The organism is Vibrio ordalii ATCC 33509 (assembly GCA_000257205.1).
GTDB classification, from domain to species: Bacteria; Pseudomonadota; Gammaproteobacteria; order Enterobacterales; family Vibrionaceae; genus Vibrio; species Vibrio ordalii.
Genome location: AEZC01000086.1, coordinates 26,754 through 43,837, shown reverse-complemented (window position 1 = coordinate 43,837; position 17,084 = coordinate 26,754). Strand labels below are relative to the sequence as shown.

At 44.4% G+C, this 17,084-nt stretch carries 20 protein-coding genes; 17 read left to right on the top strand and 3 right to left on the bottom strand.

All coding sequences use genetic code 11. The features are described 5' to 3' along the window. The first annotated feature begins 9 nt into the window (after positions 1–9). The 16 genes from VOR_RS0106355 (at position 10) to VOR_RS0106280 (ending at position 14,353) form a co-directional block, all read left to right on the top strand. Positions 10–2,307, top strand: a complete 2,298-nt coding sequence (locus VOR_RS0106355) for a chemotaxis protein CheA (RefSeq protein ID WP_010318884.1) — start codon at positions 10–12, stop codon at positions 2,305–2,307. Positions 2,308–2,332: 25 nt separating this feature from the next. Next, complete coding sequence (locus VOR_RS0106350; RefSeq protein ID WP_010318883.1) at positions 2,333–3,448, top strand: protein-glutamate methylesterase/protein-glutamine glutaminase; 1,116 nt, start codon at positions 2,333–2,335, stop codon at positions 3,446–3,448. A 10-nt stretch (positions 3,449–3,458) separates the two neighbouring features. Then, a complete protein-coding gene (locus tag VOR_RS0106345) occupies positions 3,459–4,235 on the top strand; it encodes a ParA family protein (protein ID WP_010318882.1) in 777 nt (258 codons plus the stop codon). Continuing rightward, a complete protein-coding gene (locus VOR_RS0106340; RefSeq protein WP_029626950.1) occupies positions 4,225–5,214 on the top strand; it encodes a chemotaxis protein CheW in 990 nt (329 codons plus the stop codon). Before VOR_RS0106345 ends, VOR_RS0106340 begins: the two co-directional genes overlap by 11 nt. Positions 5,215–5,254: 40 nt before the next feature. Next, a complete protein-coding gene (locus tag VOR_RS0106335) occupies positions 5,255–5,749 on the top strand; it encodes a chemotaxis protein CheW (RefSeq protein WP_010318880.1) in 495 nt (164 codons plus the stop codon). Beyond that, the gene (locus VOR_RS0106330; RefSeq protein ID WP_029626948.1) at positions 5,725–6,246 is read left to right on the top strand and encodes a DUF2802 domain-containing protein; all 522 of its coding nucleotides are present in this window, start codon (positions 5,725–5,727) and stop codon (positions 6,244–6,246) included. The genes VOR_RS0106335 and VOR_RS0106330 overlap by 25 nt, the downstream gene beginning before the upstream one ends. A 211-nt stretch (positions 6,247–6,457) precedes the next feature. Then, positions 6,458–7,081 carry a cytochrome c biogenesis heme-transporting ATPase CcmA gene (ccmA, locus tag VOR_RS0106325; RefSeq protein WP_010318878.1) on the top strand — a complete coding sequence of 208 codons (624 nt, stop codon included), beginning with the start codon at positions 6,458–6,460 and terminating at the stop codon, positions 7,079–7,081. Further along, complete coding sequence (ccmB, locus tag VOR_RS0106320) at positions 7,078–7,746, top strand: heme exporter protein CcmB (RefSeq protein WP_010318877.1); 669 nt, start codon at positions 7,078–7,080, stop codon at positions 7,744–7,746. The genes ccmA and ccmB overlap by 4 nt, the downstream gene beginning before the upstream one ends. A gap of 111 nt (positions 7,747–7,857) precedes the next feature. Continuing rightward, on the top strand, positions 7,858–8,610 hold the full coding sequence (locus VOR_RS0106315) for a heme ABC transporter permease (RefSeq protein ID WP_010318876.1): 753 nt from the start codon (positions 7,858–7,860) through the stop codon (positions 8,608–8,610). 2 nt (positions 8,611–8,612) lie between these two features. Next, positions 8,613–8,819 (top strand): heme exporter protein CcmD, encoded by a 207-nt coding sequence (gene ccmD / locus VOR_RS0106310; protein WP_010318875.1) that lies wholly within the window; start codon positions 8,613–8,615, stop codon positions 8,817–8,819. Next, positions 8,816–9,301 carry a cytochrome c maturation protein CcmE gene (gene ccmE / locus VOR_RS0106305; RefSeq protein ID WP_010318874.1) on the top strand — a complete coding sequence of 162 codons (486 nt, stop codon included), beginning with the start codon at positions 8,816–8,818 and terminating at the stop codon, positions 9,299–9,301. The genes ccmD and ccmE overlap by 4 nt, the downstream gene beginning before the upstream one ends. Further along, on the top strand, positions 9,298–11,253 hold the full coding sequence (locus VOR_RS0106300; protein WP_010318873.1) for a heme lyase CcmF/NrfE family subunit: 1,956 nt from the start codon (positions 9,298–9,300) through the stop codon (positions 11,251–11,253). Before ccmE ends, VOR_RS0106300 begins: the two co-directional genes overlap by 4 nt. Beyond that, positions 11,254–11,805: a DsbE family thiol:disulfide interchange protein gene (locus VOR_RS0106295; protein WP_010318872.1), complete on the top strand. Its 552-nt coding sequence runs from the start codon at positions 11,254–11,256 to the stop codon at positions 11,803–11,805. Continuing rightward, entirely contained in the window at positions 11,805–12,302 is a 498-nt protein-coding gene (locus VOR_RS0106290; protein WP_010318871.1) for a cytochrome c-type biogenesis protein, read from the top strand. Before VOR_RS0106295 ends, VOR_RS0106290 begins: the two co-directional genes overlap by 1 nt. Further along, a complete protein-coding gene (ccmI, locus tag VOR_RS0106285; protein ID WP_010318870.1) occupies positions 12,302–13,519 on the top strand; it encodes a c-type cytochrome biogenesis protein CcmI in 1,218 nt (405 codons plus the stop codon). The genes VOR_RS0106290 and ccmI overlap by 1 nt, the downstream gene beginning before the upstream one ends. 69 nt (positions 13,520–13,588) lie before the next feature. Next, positions 13,589–14,353 carry an MlaA family lipoprotein gene (locus VOR_RS0106280; RefSeq protein ID WP_029626946.1) on the top strand — a complete coding sequence of 255 codons (765 nt, stop codon included), beginning with the start codon at positions 13,589–13,591 and terminating at the stop codon, positions 14,351–14,353. Between the two features lie 29 nt (positions 14,354–14,382). On the opposite strand, the gene VOR_RS0106275 is transcribed toward VOR_RS0106280, so the two are convergent. The 3 genes from VOR_RS0106275 to sodB form a co-directional block, all read right to left on the bottom strand. Beyond that, positions 14,383–15,054 (bottom strand): SDR family oxidoreductase, encoded by a 672-nt coding sequence (locus VOR_RS0106275; RefSeq protein ID WP_010318868.1) that lies wholly within the window; start codon positions 15,052–15,054, stop codon positions 14,383–14,385. 188 nt (positions 15,055–15,242) lie between these two features. After that, positions 15,243–15,746 (bottom strand): VC2046/SO_2500 family protein, encoded by a 504-nt coding sequence (locus tag VOR_RS0106270; protein WP_010318867.1) that lies wholly within the window; start codon positions 15,744–15,746, stop codon positions 15,243–15,245. A gap of 121 nt (positions 15,747–15,867) precedes the next feature. Beyond that, positions 15,868–16,452 carry a superoxide dismutase [Fe] gene (sodB, locus tag VOR_RS0106265; protein WP_010318866.1) on the bottom strand — a complete coding sequence of 195 codons (585 nt, stop codon included), beginning with the start codon at positions 16,450–16,452 and terminating at the stop codon, positions 15,868–15,870. A 241-nt stretch (positions 16,453–16,693) separates the two neighbouring features. Here sodB and VOR_RS0106260 point away from each other — a divergent pair, with 241 nt between their 5' ends. Then, on the top strand, positions 16,694–17,026 hold the full coding sequence (locus VOR_RS0106260) for a Grx4 family monothiol glutaredoxin (RefSeq protein ID WP_010318865.1): 333 nt from the start codon (positions 16,694–16,696) through the stop codon (positions 17,024–17,026). Positions 17,027–17,084 lie beyond the last annotated feature (58 nt).

Below are 17,084 nucleotides of genomic sequence, written 5' to 3'. Positions count from 1 at the left end.
GGGTAACGTATGAGCTATGAATTAGACGACGACATTCTTCAGGACTTTTTGGTTGAAGCAGGTGAAATTCTCGAATTGCTCTCAGAGCAATTGGTTGAACTTGAGAACAACCCCGAAGACAGGGAGTTATTAAATGCGATTTTCCGCGGTTTCCATACCGTTAAAGGTGGGGCCGGTTTTCTTGCCCTCACCGAGCTGGTTGAGACGTGCCACGGTGCCGAGAACGTATTTGATATCTTACGCAATGGTCAAAGAAGCGTAACATCAAGCTTAATGGATACGATGTTACGAGCTTTAGACACCGTTAATGCACAGTTTCGCGCTGTTCAAGATCAAGAACCTTTAGAGCCAGCAGATCCCGCTCTCCTCGATGAACTTCATAAATTGTGTCGCCCTGCTTCTGAAGATGAAATTGACGAAGTGGAGCCTGTTATTGCTGAAGTTGAGGAAGAGGAGGTTATCGAAGCGCCTGAGCCTGAAGTTGCTCAACCAACAGTATCACAAGCGATAGATTCAAATTCTATCGATGAAATCACGCAAGATGAATTTGAAAAACTGTTAGACGAATTACATGGTAAAGGCACTGCGCCCAATGTTCATTCTGAAAATGCCGCACCGCCCCCAGCGCCTAAAGCCCCAAGTGCATCAGCGGCTACTAGTGGTGATATTACGGATGACGAATTTGAAAAGCTGCTTGATGATCTGCATGGCGTAGGTAAGGCTCCAACAGTCGAATCTGCTCCTGAGGTTGCAGCAAAATCCGCCTCCACGTCTTCTACTCCTCCACCAAAATCAACAGCGGCACCTAAAGCTTCTGCTGGTGGTGGCGATGATTTGATGACTGACGAGGAGTTTGAAAAGCTTCTTGACGATCTGCATGGTTCGGGAAAAGGCCCACTGCCAGAAGAGTTGGAAATGGCAACCAGGCCTGCCTCTGAAAATGTGAAGCCAGCGGAGCCTGTAAAACCAACTGAAACCGCCAAACCAAAAACTGAAGCTGCAAAACCTGTACCAGCTCCTCAACCGAAAGTAACAGCTCCAGCCGCCTCTTCTCCTGCGAAAGCTCCTGTTGCTGTGGCTGAGAAAAAAGAAGTATCAGCACCTGCTGCTAAAAAAGCGCAGACTCAACCAGAAACAACAGTCCGTGTTGATACATCAACGCTCGACATCATTATGAACATGATTGGCGAATTGGTGCTAGTTCGTAACCGCTTGCTGAGTCTGGGGCTTAATAGTAACGACGAAGAGATGGCCAAAGCAGTGGCTAACCTTGATGTGGTTACCGCGGATTTGCAAGGCGCTGTCATGAAAACGCGTATGCAACCGATTAAGAAAGTGTTCGGCCGTTTTCCTCGCGTGGTTCGAGACCTTGCACGCACCTTGAAAAAAGACATCGTGCTTGAAACGCGTGGCGAAGAAACAGACCTTGATAAAAACTTGGTCGAAGCGCTTGCAGACCCATTGATTCACTTAGTGCGTAACTCAGTTGATCACGGTATTGAAATGCCAGATGTGCGCAGCAAATCTGGAAAACCAAGCACGGGTAAAATCATACTCTCAGCTTCGCAAGAAGGTGACCATATTGAGCTAGCTATCGTCGATGATGGCGGCGGTATGGACCCAGATAAGTTGCGTAGCATTGCGGTGAAACGCGGTATGATGGATGAAGATGCGGCGTCACGCCTCTCCAATAAAGAGTGTTTTAACTTAATCTTTATGGCTGGATTCTCCAGTAAAGAGCAGATTTCAGACATTTCTGGCCGTGGTGTTGGGATGGATGTTGTAAAAACAGCCATCAACACACTCAATGGTTCAATTGACATCGATTCTGAGATGGGCAAAGGGACTAAGATTACGATCAAAGTGCCGTTGACACTCGCTATCTTACCTACTTTGATGGTCGGTGTCGCTGGGCATCCATTTGCTCTACCGCTTGCGAGCGTTAATGAAATCTTCCACCTTGATCTTAGCCGGACTAACGTCGTTGATGGACAACTGACTATCATAGTACGTAAAAAATCGATTCCACTTTTCTACTTACAGAATTGGCTCGCACCTAAAGCGGGGAAAATAGAACTGCGTAAAGGTCATGGACATGTTGTTATTGTTCAGATCGGTAGCCAGCGAGTTGGTTTTGTCGTTGATACCTTAATTGGCCAAGAAGAAGTGGTAATCAAACCACTAGATAAGCTTCTTCAAAGAACACCGGGTATGGCTGGGGCGACGATTACCAGCGATGGACATATTGCACTAATACTAGATGTGCCAGATTTGCTTAAGCAGTATGCTGCTGCTTCCCGCATTTAAATGAGCACACAATATAAGGATACCCATGGCGATTAGAGTATTAGTCGTTGATGATTCGAGCTTTTTTAGGCGGCGTGTGAGTGAAATTATTAACTCCGACACCCGTCTAGAAGTGATTGATGTTGCAACCAACGGTAAAGAAGCCGTAGAAAAAGCGAGAATCTTAAAGCCTGATGTCATCACAATGGATATTGAGATGCCAGTTATGGATGGTATTACTGCCGTCCGTGAAATCATGGCTGCGAACCCGATCCCGATCTTGATGTTCTCATCACTGACTCATGATGGTGCCAAAGCAACGCTAGATGCTTTAGATGCTGGAGCGTTAGATTTTTTACCGAAAAAATTTGAAGATATTGCCCGTAACCGCGATGAGGCTGTTGTTTTATTGCAGCAACGGGTTATTCAAATCGCGTCAAAAAAAGGGATGCTGAGAAGACCTTTGGTTTCACGTCCTGTACCGAACTCGTCATCGCCGTTTGCCAGCAGAACCACGGCTGCAACGCCGAGCTCCCCTGCGCCGAAATCAATGGGCACATTGGCTCGCTTTAAAGCTACAGGTAAAAAATATCAGTTGACCGCTATCGGTACCTCTACAGGTGGCCCGGTTGCGTTACAAAAGATATTGACGAAGTTGCCTGCCAATTATCCACATCCGATCGTACTCATTCAGCACATGCCAGCCACCTTTACAGCAGCATTTGCAAGTCGACTAAATTCACTTTGTAAAATAGAAGTGAAGGAAGCTGAGGATGGTGATGCGCTGCGCCCAGGCGTTGCTTATTTGGCTCCGGGTGGTAAACAGATGATGATTGAGGGCCGCCCGGGTAGTGCTAAATTGCGCATTATCGATGGTGGTGAACGTATGAATTATAAACCGTGTGTCGATATAACATTCGGTTCTGCGGCAAAGATTTATGCCGATAAAGTACTGTCAATGGTATTGACTGGTATGGGAGCCGATGGTCTTGAAGGGGCTCGAATGTTACAAGCTGCAGGGGCAACCATTTGGGCTCAGGATGAAGAAAGCTGCGTGGTGTATGGTATGCCGCAAGCTGTCGCCAAAGCGGGTATCTCGTCTGAAGATTTACCGTTAGAGCGTATATCAGAACGAATGTTAGTTGAAGTTGGCCTCGCATAAAGGAAGTTCAATGATCGTATGGAGTATTGCAAACCAAAAAGGCGGAGTGGGTAAAACAACCACAACGATTACGCTTGCCGGTTTGCTAAGTCAGCAAGGCAAAAGAGTGCTGTTGGTTGATACTGATCCTCACGCCTCGCTTACTACATACTTAGGTTATGATTCTGATGGCGTGCCTGTCAGCCTGTTTGACCTATTTCAGCAACGTGAGTTAACAGAGCAGAGTGTTATCCCTCTTATCCTAAAAACCGATGTTGAAGGCATTGATCTCATCCCTGCCCATATGTCTCTAGCCACTTTAGATAGAGTCATGGGCAACCGCAGTGGGATGGGGCTGATTTTGAAACGTGCGCTTCTTACATTGCGTCATAATTATGACTACGTGTTGATCGACTGTCCTCCAATCTTGGGGGTAATGATGGTTAATGCATTGGCCGCCAGCGATCGTATCTTAATTCCAGTACAGACTGAGTTTCTGGCTATGAAAGGGCTCGAAAGGATGATTCGCACCTTAGCCATCATGCAAAAATCTCGTAGTCGATCGTTCAAAGTGACTATCGTACCGACTATGTACGACAAGCGAACCCGGGCTTCTTTGCAAACGCTGAATCAACTTAAAAAAGATTACCCAGAACAAGTGTGGAGCTCTGCTGTACCTATAGATACCAAGTTCCGTGACGCGAGTTTAAAGCGCTTACCTGCTTCTCATTTTGCCGAAGGTAGCCGTGGTGTTTTTGCTTATAAACAATTGCTGATTTATTTAGAGAGGCTAGCTATTGATGAGTAGTGGGCCATTTTTATCCAGTGAACAAGCACTCGATGACTACTTTACAGCGTTATTAGATGAAGAAGCGATTGAACTTGAGCTGAAAGCGGAAGAGCAAAAAGAATTGTCCCTTGCTGAACCTGAGTTAGCGCTTTCGACATCGGTGCAATCTGTTCCGGAAAAAAGCTATTATCATGCTGAAGTGGTTGAGTTTGATCTGCCGAATTTAGATGACGTGCAGCGCTTATTAAGCCAGTTAGAATCAAGTAATCCAGTCGCAGAGTTAGAGCTGGAAGAGGTCATGGAGCAAAACACCGTTCAGATCGCTTTAAAAACTCAACCAGCGGCTGAAATTGTTGAAGAGATCCAAGAGTGGGACATTCCCACCGATACTTTGGAAACTGAAGTTGAAGTTGAAATTCTGACTGCGGCAGACACTGTTGAAGAATTTGCTGTTGATGTGGAAGTTGTTGAACAATTAACCGTTGAAGTCGCACGTCAAACGCAAGCTGGCTACTCCGAAATTGGTATGTGGCAAAGCACGGCGAGAACTCGAGATTTTCAAGTACTCTATTTTGAAGTGAACAGCGTAACATTTGCTGTCCCGCTTGATGAGCTCGGGGGTATCCATCGCATGGGAGTGCTCAATCATTTAATCGGTCGACCTGCTTGGTACCTTGGGCTGCAAACTAATAAAGATAATCAGCTAGATGTCGTCGATACGGCAAAATGGGTGATGGCAGAAAAGCTCCATGATGATAGCTACAAAGAAGGCTATCAATACATCGTCATGCTTGGTGACAGTATGTGGGGGTTAGCAAGTACTCAGCTTATGGGTACAGAATTGCTAAACTCAGAGAAGGTCCGCTGGCGAGAAAAAGCAGGTAAAAGGCCGTGGCTTGCTGGAATGGTAAAAGAAAAAATGTGTGCTTTGATCCATGTTGAAGCATTGATAGCTATGCTTAATGCAGGGCTTGATGTAAAAGCACTAGAGAAATAATAATACATTGATGTCGGAATCGACTTAGAGAGGAAAAGGTATGTCTCAGACTAACGAAGTAGAAGTAAGAAAAGACAAGTCTAACGACGAAGTGCTTCAGTGGGTGACGTTCCAACTAGAAGAAGAAACATACGGAATTAATGTAATGCAGGTACGTGAAGTGCTTCGCTATACAGAAATTGCACCGGTACCAGGTGCTCCTGATTATGTTCTTGGCATCATTAACCTACGTGGTAATGTTGTGACCGTCATTGATACACGATCTCGTTTTGGCTTAATGCAAGGTGAAATCACGGATAATACACGCATCATTGTGATTGAATCTGAGCGCCAAGTGATTGGTATTTTAGTCGATAGCGTTGCTGAAGTGGTTTACCTGCGTTCTTCTGAAATCGATACTACACCAAGTGTTGGTACCGATGAGAGCGCTAAGTTTATTCAAGGAGTGAGCAACCGTGATGGCAAACTATTGATCCTTGTTGACCTGAATAAACTGCTAACTGAAGACGAGTGGGACGAGATGGACCACCTATAATGAGCGAAGCTATGTTGTTCAGTGCTCCAGTTATTCTTATAGGGAGCACGGTTTTTGTTGTTGTGCTTTTTTTGCTGGTGTTACTTCGTGTGCGTCAGGGACTTGCCCAACAGATTGATCACCAAAGACAACAAGCCCGATCGTTAGATAAGGAGTTGCAAAAGACGAATAGGCAACTGTTAGAGATACGCTCAGTTGCTATTGGTCTTGGCCAAAAAGTGACGGATCAGCAGGATCTCATCCAGCATTTAAACGAGCGAATCACTGAATTGGAACATGTTGATACGGATGGGCGTTTATACAGCCGAGCGACAAAAATGGTCCAACTCGGTGCTGACATCAATGAGCTTATTGAAGAGTGTGAGCTACCTAAAGCTGAAGCTGAGTTGATGATGTCCTTGCAGAAGAAAATTTCAGGGCATGAAAGCATCCCGCCATTGAGCAGTCATCCGGAAGGTCGCGAGCGGGTGCAAAGCCGGCGACCTGCCCAAAAATAGTCGACAGAGCGAAAATAGAGAGGGAAGCCAATGGCTTCCCTCTCTATTTTTCAATGTGGCTAAATGTAACTATAAAGTAGTAAATAAGACAAAAAACAATGAAAAATTAACAGTTTCTTACCTAGTTTCGTGACTGGTAATAGTCTTATTATGTTTTGTCTTAGGTGTGGTGTGCTAATATAGCGGCTCAAATTTCTCGATTTAGATGCACATGCTTGAAGTAAATAACCTGACCGCAATTCGTGATGAAAGAGTTCTGTTTGAAGCACTTAGCTTTGTGATTCGTGCTGGTGAATTGGTGCAGATTGAAGGACGGAACGGCACAGGTAAAACAACCTTATTACGAATTATTGCCGGGTTAGGTGATAGAGACGATGGCTCTATTTCGTGGAATGGAGTGAATATTGAGTCTAACCGTGATGATTACCATCAAGATTTACTGTTTCTTGGTCATCAAACAGGAGTTAAGCGTGATTTGACGGCATTTGAGAATCTTCATTTTTATCAATCAGTACATAACTCGGGATCATTTTCTCAAGCGATACATCAAGCCTTGGCTCAAGTGGGTTTAGCTGGCCGAGAAGACGTAGCTGTAGGCCAACTTTCTGCCGGACAACAGCGCCGAGTTGCACTGGCCCGTTTATGGCTCAGTCAGCAAAAGTTGTGGATTTTAGATGAACCGTTAACTGCGATTGATAAGCAAGGTGTCAAAGTATTGGAAGCCTTATTTCTAGGACATGCACAACAAGGTGGTATTGTTGTGTTGACCACGCACCAAGATATGTTTTCTGACTATCCGCAATTACGAAAAATTAAATTAGGGTATGAATCATGATTGTGATCATGGGGATGATCATCCGTCGTGAATTATTGATCGCCTTTCGTCGCCAAGCGGACATTTTTAATCCATTGTGGTTTTTTATCATAGTGATTACGCTATTTCCGTTGAGTATTGGCCCTGAACCTGCTTTGCTAGCCCGTATCGCCGCAGGTATTGTTTGGGTCGCAGCGCTATTATCAGCGCTACTATCACTTGAGCGTCTGTTTCGTGATGATTTTCAAGACGGGTCGCTTGAACAAATGATGCTGATCCCTGTTCCATTACCCATCGTTGTTATTTCCAAAGTCGTGGCTCATTGGTTATTGACTGGACTGCCTTTAATTTTAATTAGCCCATTGCTAGCCGTATTATTGTCATTAGATTTTAATACGTGGCTTGCGGTTGTATTGACTTTGTTCATTGGCACGCCAACGTTGAGTTTTATCGGCGCTATTGGTGTTGCATTGACCGTAGGGTTGCAAAAAGGTGGCGTACTATTGAGCCTGCTAGTTTTACCCTTATATATCCCGATTTTAATTTTCGCCACATCAGCCATTGATGCGGCATCACTTGGTATGCTCTACAACGGTCAATTGGCTATGTTGGGGGCGATGTTTATGGGAGCGATGACCTTAACCCCGTTTGCTATTAGCGCAGCATTGAGAGTCAGCGTTAACTAAATTAAGTACGAACGATATTTTCAGCAATGCATTTGAGCGTTGCATATTAACAACACAATAAACTGAGCAGAGACATGCTAAGAAGCAATGAAGTAAGAGTGAGACAATACAATGTGGAAATGGCTCCATCCCTATGCAAAGCCTGAATCCGCCTATCGGCTATGTGGAAAGTTGCTGCCTTGGTTTGCAGGGCTCGCTATATTATGCTTGGTGGTCGGTAATATTCTTGGCTTAGCTTATGCTCCGGCAGACTATCAACAAGGCGACAGCTTCAGAATCATTTACATTCATGTCCCTTCCGCCATTTGGTCAATGGGCATTTATATGTCGATGGCGATTGCGGCTTTCATTGGTCTAGTTTGGCAACTTAAACTGTCGAACATGGCCGCTGCTGCAATGGCGCCCATCGGTGCGGTGTTTACGTTTATTGCATTAATTACTGGGGCCATTTGGGGCAAACCGATGTGGGGAACTTGGTGGGTATGGGATTCTCGTCTGACCTCTGAGCTGATTCTACTGTTCCTCTATTTGGGAGTGATTGGGCTTTACCATGCCTTTGATGATCAAAACACGGCTGCAAAAGCCGCAGGTCTACTGGCCATTGTTGGTGTGATCAATCTACCTATCATTCATTTCTCCGTTGAGTGGTGGAATACCCTGCATCAAGGTGCCACGATTACTAAATTTGAAAAGCCTTCCATATCCAGTGACATGTTGTGGCCACTGCTGCTCAATATTTTTGGTTTTGCTTTCTTTTTTGCTGCGGTCACTATGGTCCGCTTACGCAATGAAATTATCAGTAAAGAGAGCCATCGCCCTTGGGTTATCGAATTGGCAACCCTTCAAACACAGAAAGGTAACTGATCATGCATTTTGACTCTTTGAGTGATTTCTTGGCGATGGGCGGTTACTCCGCCTATGTATGGAGTGCATTTGGCATTACCTTTTTATCCATGTTTATTTTACTGATGCTCAGCATCAGACGTGGTAAAGCCTTGTTGCAAGATGTGCAAGCAAAGGTTGAACGCCAAGCCAGAATTGATGCAGCAAAACATATGGAGAACACCTTATGACCCCAAGACGTAAAAAAAGACTCACCATTATTTTGGCGCTGATTATTGGGGTTGGTGCCACCATAAGTCTGATGCTGTACGCACTGAGTCAAAATATGGACCTTTTCTATACACCGACCGAGCTTGTACACGGTAAACCCGATGGGACAAAACCAAAAGTGGGTCAAAGACTACGCATTGGTGGCATGGTGGTGGTTGGGTCTGTGAAAAGGGATCCTAGTTCGCTAAAGATAACATTTCAGCTCCACGATGTTGGTCCAAATGTAACGGTTGAGTATGAAGGCATTTTACCCGACTTGTTTAGAGAAGGTCAGGGGATTGTTGCGCAAGGTGTATTGAAAGATGCCACCACAGTGGAAGCGTTTGAAGTGCTAGCCAAGCACGATGAAAACTATATGCCACCGGAAATTGCTGAAGCGATGAAGAAAACGCATGAGCCTTTAATTTATAGCTCAGAGCAGAAACAAGGAAGTAATAAATGATCGTTGAAATTGGACATTTTGCTCTTATTGTATCGCTTGGGCTTGCTATCTTACTGAGTTCACTTCCGCTTATTGGTGCTTCAAAAAATAACACCATGCTAATGAATACTGCACGACCGTTGGCGTGGGGAATGTTTTTATTACTGCTTGTTTCATTTTGTATTTTGTTGTGGGCATTTTATGTCAATGATTTTACAGTGCAATACGTGGCGAGTAATTCGAATACACAACTGCCTTGGTACTACCGATTAACAGCGGTATGGGGTGCACATGAAGGTTCGCTATTATTATGGGTTTTAATCCAAGCGCTATGGACAGTTGCCGTTGCTGCATTTAGTCGCGGAATGCCTCAAAAATCGGTAGCGCGAGTCTTATCTGTAATGGGGCTGATCAGTGTTGGATTTTTGTTGTTTGTGATTGTCACTTCGAATCCATTTTTGCGCACCTTACCCTATTTTCCGGTTGATGGCCGCGATTTAAACCCGCTGTTACAAGATCCAGGACTAATCATTCACCCACCGATGTTATACATGGGATATGTCGGTTTTTCTGTGGCCTTCTCATTTTCGATAGCCTCTTTGATGACTGGTCGTTTGGATACTGCATGGGCCCGTTGGTCTCGTCCTTGGACAACCGCGGCGTGGTTATTTCTAACATTAGGTATCGCGCTAGGTTCGTGGTGGGCTTACTACGAACTTGGCTGGGGTGGCTGGTGGTTCTGGGATCCAGTAGAAAACGCGTCGTTTATGCCATGGCTGGCAGGAACGGCATTGATGCACTCACTTGCCGTGACAGAAAAACGTGGCACATTCAAAGCTTGGACAGTGTTGCTGGCAATTTCAGCATTTTCACTCAGTTTACTGGGTACATTCTTAGTGCGATCAGGTATTTTGGTTTCGGTGCACGCATTTGCATCTGATCCGGCGCGTGGTCTTTTTATCCTTGGTTTTTTGGTGTTTGTCATCGGTGGTTCATTGTTATTGTTTGCGGTAAAAGGTGCGTCCGTGCGAGTTCGAGGCAATGCCGAGCTGATCTCACGTGAAAATGCTCTGCTCTCCAACAACATCTTATTAATCGCTGCACTAGTGGTTGTGTTGGTTGGAACCTTGCTGCCTTTAGTTCACAAACAAATTGGTCTTGGGTCAGTATCAATAGGTGCGCCTTTCTTTAACATGCTCTTTGCATGGCTGATGGTACCTTTTGCATTTTTATTGGGGATTGGCCCGCTGATCCGTTGGAAGCGCGATAACTTTTCCAACTTATTGAAACCTATGTTTGTCTGTGGCCTGATGGCGTTGATTCTTTCAGCGGTTATGGTGTACCTGTTAGCTGAACGCTTTAGTTTTATGGCATTTATCGGCTGGGTCATGGCGTTTTGGATAATTTTATTGCACCTTGTTGAGTTATATCAACGAGCCACCCATCGGCATAGTTTTATGACGGGCGTAACGAAATTACAGCGCAGCCACTGGGCTATGATGTTGGGCCATATAGGCTTAGCCGTTACTGTGATCGGTATTGCTATGGTGCAAAACTACAGTATCGAGCGTGATGTTCGTCTTGCACCTGGCGAGTCTTTTCAAATTCAGCAATATGATTTTTATTTTAAAGGGTTAAGAGATAAAGATGGCCCGAACTACGATGGTTATATTGCCGATTTTGAAATTACTCAACAAGGGCAATACGTCAATACGCTTCATGCGGAAAAACGTTTTTATCGTACTGCTAAGTCAATGATGACTGAAGCGGCTATCGATCGAGGTATCACCCGTGATTTGTACATTGCGATGGGTGAGCGATTAGAAGATGGTCATTCATGGGCAATTAAAATTTATTACAAGCCGTTTGTACGTTGGATTTGGGCTGGTGCTTTATTGATGTCATTAGGTGGTGCTATAGCCATCAGCGATAAACGCTATCGTTTTAGAAAAAGTTCCCAGCAGGAGGCGTAGATGAACAAGAAAATTCTATTTATTCCATTGGTTGCTTTTCTTGGGCTTGCCCTCGTGTTTACTACTCAGTTAGTCAAAAATACTGAGGGTGACGATCCCACTAAATTGGAATCGGTTCTTATCGGTAAACCTGTTCCTGAGTTCCGTTTGGAAGATTTAGCTGAACCCGGAAAACTGTACGACCAAGCGGTATTTAAAGGTGAGCCTTTACTGCTCAATGTTTGGGCAACTTGGTGCCCGACCTGCTATGCCGAACATCAATATCTCAATCGGTTGGCGGGTGATGGTGTAAAAATCATAGGCTTAAATTATAAAGATCAACGAGATAAAGCGGTTCAATGGTTAAATGAGCTAGGTAATCCTTACTTGATCAGCCTGTTCGATGGTAATGGTATGTTAGGCTTAGATCTCGGCGTTTACGGTGCGCCGGAAATCTTTCTCATTGATGCCAACGGCGTTATTCGTTACCGCCATGTGGGGGATGTTAATCCAACCAATTGGCAGACAACTTTGCAACCTATGTATCAGAAACTTCTAGAGGAAGTGAAGTAATGAAGCGTTTTATATTATCGATCATTGCTAGCTTTGTTTTGGTATTTTCTGTTCAATCTTCAATTGAAGTGTACGAGTTTGACAATCCACAGCAAGAGCAGCAATTTAAAGAGTTGAGCAATACACTGCGTTGTCCAAAGTGTCAAAACAATACTATTGCCGACTCAAATGCTGCATTAGCACAGGACTTACGTAATAAAGTCTATGAAATGACCAAGCAAGGTAAGTCCGAACAAGAGATTGTTGAGTACATGATTGCACGTTACGGCAATTTTGTGACTTACAATCCACCGTTGACTTTGGCGACTTCCATCTTATGGCTAGGTCCTTTGAGTGTGGTGTTTCTAGGGTTTGGTTTTATTGTGTTACGCAGCAAACGTCGTAAAGCATCAACCACCCAAGATGGTGAAGCTTGGGATGCAGAAAAGGAGGAGCGATTAAATCAGTTGCTCGCCGAAGACACGGTTGATGATGAGAAGCATGGAGACAAACAATAATGACATTTTTTTGGTTATCTACCCTCATTCTGACCTTCTTTGGTTGTGTCTTCATTGCACTGCCTATCTTCAAGAACAGAGCGAACGACGATGCAGCAGTGCGTGATGAATTGAACAAAGCGATCTTTAAAAACCGCCTTGCAGAATTACACGAAGAGACACAAGAAGGGTTGGTCGACAGCGAACAAGAGCTGATTGCTGATCTGAAACAGTCACTATTGGATGATATTCCTGCGCAATCGGTGCAACGAAATTCATCATATGTGTCACCGATGGTTGTTTTGATCCCCTCGATTTTATTGGTCGTTATCTTAAGCTATGGCTTTTACCTAAAATTTGGTGCGGCTAGTCAAGTGAAGCAGTGGCAGCAAGTGAACGCTAACTTACCTGCACTCTCAAAAAAAATGATGTCACCAGAAGGTGCTGCCTTAAGTGATGATGAGATGGATGATCTCACACTGGCGCTGCGCACTCGTCTGCATTATCAGCCTCAAGATGCGACCGGGTGGTTGCTGCTTGGGCGCATTGGACTTGCCAACAGAGATATAGAAACATCGATTGGCTCAATGAAAAAAGCGTATGCGTTAGATCCAAAAGATGCAGATGTGAAGTTGGGCTATGCGCAAGCATTAATGTTGTCGCAAGATGAGCTTGACCAAAATCAAGCACGTGAAATTTTAACGGCATTAGTACAACAAGATTATGTTGATCTACGCGTGTTTTCACTACTTGCGTTTGATGCGTTTGAACGCCAGGATTACCCAGCGGCGATGAAGTATTGGCGATTAATGCAGCAGATGATTGGTCCTGAAGATAGCCGTTATGAGATGCTTTCGCGCAGTATTGAAAGAGCACAAAGCAAAATGCAGCCTAAAGCTATCGATGGGAAAATGGTTCCTGTCACCATCTCACTCGGTGCTGGCGTGACTCTTGAACAAAATGCAGTACTCATAGTCTCTGTGCACAGTTCCGATGGGGCACCTATGCCTGTTGCCGCCGCGCGTTATCCACTGACTCAATTCCCTATTAAGGTTGTGTTAGATGATAGCAATAGCATGGTTCAGGGTCGGAAGTTATCCGACCTTGCACAGCTTATTGTTCGAGTACGCTTGGATACGGATGGCAATGTTTCAACCAAACAAGGTGATTGGTTTGGTGAAAGTGCTGCCATGAGCCTCGGTCAACCTGTTGAAGTTGTGATCAATAAGCAGTATTAATAGCACTTATATACAATTAACGTATTGATAGGCCGATGTCTCATCGGCCTTTATACATGGAAATAAATAATGATAAGCCGCCTATCCCGACTGATATGCCCTATGCTGTTCCTTTTCGTATTAGCAGGGTGTGCAAGCGCTCCGGATTCAACGTCAGCCGAATCAAATCAAACGCAGTCAGGCGACCCCTTTGAGAGCTTTAACCGCGTAATGTGGACAATAAACTATGATTATCTCGACCCTTATCTAGTTCGCCCCGTTGCGATTGCTTATGTTGATTATGTCCCACAACCTATTCGGAAAACGGTTGCTAATGTTTTGTCAAACCTTGATGAGCCTTCAAGTATTATCAACAACATATTGATGGGTAATGGTACGAAAGCTGTCGATCACTTTAACCGTTTTTGGATTAATAGTACCTTAGGCCTGTTTGGGATGATTGATATTGCGTCAGAAGCGAGCATCACCAAACACAATGATAAAGCGTTTAGTGATGCGGTAGGCCATTATGGTGTTGGTAATGGCCCATATTTAATGATTCCTGGATACGGGCCTTACACAATTCGAGAAACGACGGATGTTGTGGATGGCTTGTATGCCCCTCTTTCTTATCTTACTGTATGGGCTGGATTGGGTAAGTGGGCACTGGAAGGGCTGGAAACCCGAGCAAGGCTCGTTCCCCAAGAAGTGACATTAGATAACTCTCCGGATCCATACTCATTAACCCGCGATGTTTATTTACAACGCCAAGATTTTAAAGCAGAAATTGATACCCAAACGTACGATGAATCGGAAGAAGAGTATCTCGACGATTATCTGGAAGAAGGGTTTTAATCATATCCATGTGGGTCGGCCTTGCACTGTTAGGCCGACATCACACGTCCGCTAAAGTATTCGTTAGCGACGATGTACTCCGTATTGCGGATCAATTCATCTTGCAGTTCAGCCCAATGGGGTTTCTCATCTACATCATCTTTTGCGCTAGGTACTACACCACCTACTCTTATGTTGAAAGGGGTTAGTTCTTTTGCCAAACTCTGCGTGAAACCAGAAACCATAGAATTCGCATTTTCAATACCCGTTAGGTCATGCTCATCATTTTGAGAAATGACGTTCACAATCACACCGGGCTTATTGTTAATACGCATTCGCTCAGCACTGGCTTGACCAAAAGTGAATAAAGTTGAGGCCATCATGGCGAGCTTCTGAAGAAAGACTTCAGCTCGTTGTTCACCTATCAAGGGGGGAAGGGATGCGTTTGGCCAATTGTTGACCAACACATCGGGTGCCCTATGATAAGTTTGATCAATAAAATCAAACAGCCGATGTATCGTTTCTAAAGAGTAATCTGGTGTGTGGTAATAATGAACATCCTGAGAGATCGCTTTGCAACGAGCAAAGGTTTCCATTAGCCCAAATTTGTCTTGGTCACACAAAATGATTTTCGCACCTAAATGTGCGAAATGAACGGCCAGTGTGCTACCCAGCATCGAACTTGCCGAAGTGATTAATATTATTGCACTTTTTATATCCATTGGGTGCCTCACCCTATTGCTTGTTTTATCGTTATTGCGAGATCTAGTCTCAATAGAATGGTTGATTAACTGTGGGTAGGGTGTGAATAACATCAAATTACTTGGTCTAAATAAGCGTGGTGTGTGAGTTTTTTGGGCGTACTCACATTCTGATCTAGAGAATGTCGCTTTATATTACATACAAGACATCAAACTTGGGTGCGGATCTGATCGCGCCGGTGGGCGACGGTGAGTTGAACCGCGAGATCGGCAACTAAGAGCTCAACGTTTGAGGGGGAGGCAAGATGCCTTCGCTCATGTCCTGACAGATTAAGATATACCTCTTCGGGTAAATCATGCGTATCTTCAGGCAAATAGGCGAGTACTTCAGGAGTCAAGTAGTGGCTGAGTTTCGCACTGGCTAGCCCTCCGTGATGGAAAAGCTCGGCTTGTTTTGCTGAAACAGCGTAAGAACTTTGGTCGGAACGGAGTGTTTGAGGCTCTGAAAGCTCAAATCGCTTACGCAACAATTCATTGCTAGTGGGTGGGTTTCCAATTCGTTCAATAGGAGTGTTGTCGCGTACATCGTTAGAAAACATCGACAGTATCAGTGCAAAGTCCGCACGGCGTCCTTGCTGGACAGCATGGCTTAGCCCCGAGCCAAATTGAAGTTCGTTTATAATACTGGCTTTATCTAATGTATGTACTTGCATTTGCCTCTCCAACCGATGCACTTTTAGCGGCGAGAAAGCAGATAACTTTAGATAAAATAACAAAAAAGCCTGCGATAAAGCAGGCTTTCATATGACTAAATACCAATCCAAGGGGAAAAGGTTATTTTGCTAGGTTTTCTGCAACGAATGCCCAGTTAACCAGTGCCCAGAAACCATTCATGTAGTCAGGGCGTAGGTTACGGTAATCGATGTAGTAAGCGTGTTCCCACAGATCAACCGTCAGTAGCGGAGTCACACCTTCGTGAGTCAGTGGTGTGGCTGCATTTGAAGTGTTGATGATCTCTAAAGAGCCATCCGCATTTTTCACCAACCAAGTCCAAGATGAACCAAAGTTATTGATCGCTGAGTCAGTGAATTTTGCTTTAAAAGCTTCAAAAGAACCAAATGCGGCGTTGATTGCGTCTGCAACGGCACCTGTTGGTTCGCCACCTGCATTTGGTGCAAGGCAGTGCCAATAGAAGGTGTGGTTCCAAATTTGAGCAGCGTTATTAAACACGCCACCGGTTGAAGTTTTGATGATCTCTTCGAGAGATTTACCTTCAAATTCAGTGCCAGGAATAAGGCCGTTAAGCTTCACAACGTAAGTGTTGTGGTGCTTACCGTGGTGGAAATCTAGTGTTTCGGCTGAAATGTGTGGTTCTAGAGCGTCTTTAGCGTAAGGCAAAGCTGGTAATTCGAATGACATTGCTCGATTCTCCGTTGTGTAGAAAGAGTGAAAGTCTCTTTCAGTAGCTTCCAGATATTATAATGATATTCGTCGATACGACTGACTTGAACGTATTTTAGCAAGTTTTTACTTTATTAAAAGCCCCAATGTTGGAAATTGTTGCATAGGCAGGATATCCATAAACAATATGTGCTTTTTATTCTCGATTAATGATTTAGAATGTCACCAACAAACCGCACTATCCCATTAAGAGGAAGCAATGGAAACTATCGATAAAATTAAACAGCAACTTGAAGAAAATGCCATTCTGCTATACATGAAAGGCTCTCCTAAGCTACCAAGTTGCGGATTCTCTTCTCAAGCTGCGCAGGCTTTAATGGCTTGTGGTGAGAAATTTGCTTATGTGGATATTCTGCAAAATCCAGATATCCGCGCTGAGCTGCCTGTATACGCACAGTGGCCTACTTTTCCACAATTGTGGATTGAAGGTGAGTTGATTGGTGGTTGTGACATCATTATCGAAATGTTCCAAAAAGGCGAACTGCAACCTTTAGTGAAAGAAGCCGCTGCTCGTGCAGGCAATGAAGAGTAATACTGTATAAAATAACAGTTTTTCTTGATTTATTAAGGTCACATTGGTTAATGTGACC

Bases quoted from the DNA above. Each gene is read 5' to 3' on its own strand.
- VOR_RS0106355 (WP_010318884.1), top strand. From the start codon at position 10: ATGAGCTATGAATTAGACGACGACATTCTTCAGGACTTTTTGGTTGAA.
- VOR_RS0106350 (WP_010318883.1), top strand. From the start codon at position 2,333: ATGGCGATTAGAGTATTAGTCGTTGATGATTCGAGCTTTTTTAGGCGG.
- VOR_RS0106345 (WP_010318882.1), top strand. From the start codon at position 3,459: ATGATCGTATGGAGTATTGCAAACCAAAAAGGCGGAGTGGGTAAAACA.
- VOR_RS0106335 (WP_010318880.1), top strand. From the start codon at position 5,255: ATGTCTCAGACTAACGAAGTAGAAGTAAGAAAAGACAAGTCTAACGAC.
- ccmA (WP_010318878.1), top strand. From the start codon at position 6,458: ATGCTTGAAGTAAATAACCTGACCGCAATTCGTGATGAAAGAGTTCTG.
- ccmB (WP_010318877.1), top strand. From the start codon at position 7,078: ATGATTGTGATCATGGGGATGATCATCCGTCGTGAATTATTGATCGCC.
- VOR_RS0106315 (WP_010318876.1), top strand. From the start codon at position 7,858: ATGTGGAAATGGCTCCATCCCTATGCAAAGCCTGAATCCGCCTATCGG.
- ccmD (WP_010318875.1), top strand. From the start codon at position 8,613: ATGCATTTTGACTCTTTGAGTGATTTCTTGGCGATGGGCGGTTACTCC.
- ccmE (WP_010318874.1), top strand. From the start codon at position 8,816: ATGACCCCAAGACGTAAAAAAAGACTCACCATTATTTTGGCGCTGATT.
- VOR_RS0106300 (WP_010318873.1), top strand. From the start codon at position 9,298: ATGATCGTTGAAATTGGACATTTTGCTCTTATTGTATCGCTTGGGCTT.
- VOR_RS0106295 (WP_010318872.1), top strand. From the start codon at position 11,254: ATGAACAAGAAAATTCTATTTATTCCATTGGTTGCTTTTCTTGGGCTT.
- VOR_RS0106290 (WP_010318871.1), top strand. From the start codon at position 11,805: ATGAAGCGTTTTATATTATCGATCATTGCTAGCTTTGTTTTGGTATTT.
- ccmI (WP_010318870.1), top strand. From the start codon at position 12,302: ATGACATTTTTTTGGTTATCTACCCTCATTCTGACCTTCTTTGGTTGT.
- VOR_RS0106280 (WP_029626946.1), top strand. From the start codon at position 13,589: ATGATAAGCCGCCTATCCCGACTGATATGCCCTATGCTGTTCCTTTTC.
- VOR_RS0106275 (WP_010318868.1), bottom strand. From the start codon at position 15,054: ATGGATATAAAAAGTGCAATAATATTAATCACTTCGGCAAGTTCGATG.
- VOR_RS0106270 (WP_010318867.1), bottom strand. From the start codon at position 15,746: ATGCAAGTACATACATTAGATAAAGCCAGTATTATAAACGAACTTCAA.
- sodB (WP_010318866.1), bottom strand. From the start codon at position 16,452: ATGTCATTCGAATTACCAGCTTTGCCTTACGCTAAAGACGCTCTAGAA.
- VOR_RS0106260 (WP_010318865.1), top strand. From the start codon at position 16,694: ATGGAAACTATCGATAAAATTAAACAGCAACTTGAAGAAAATGCCATT.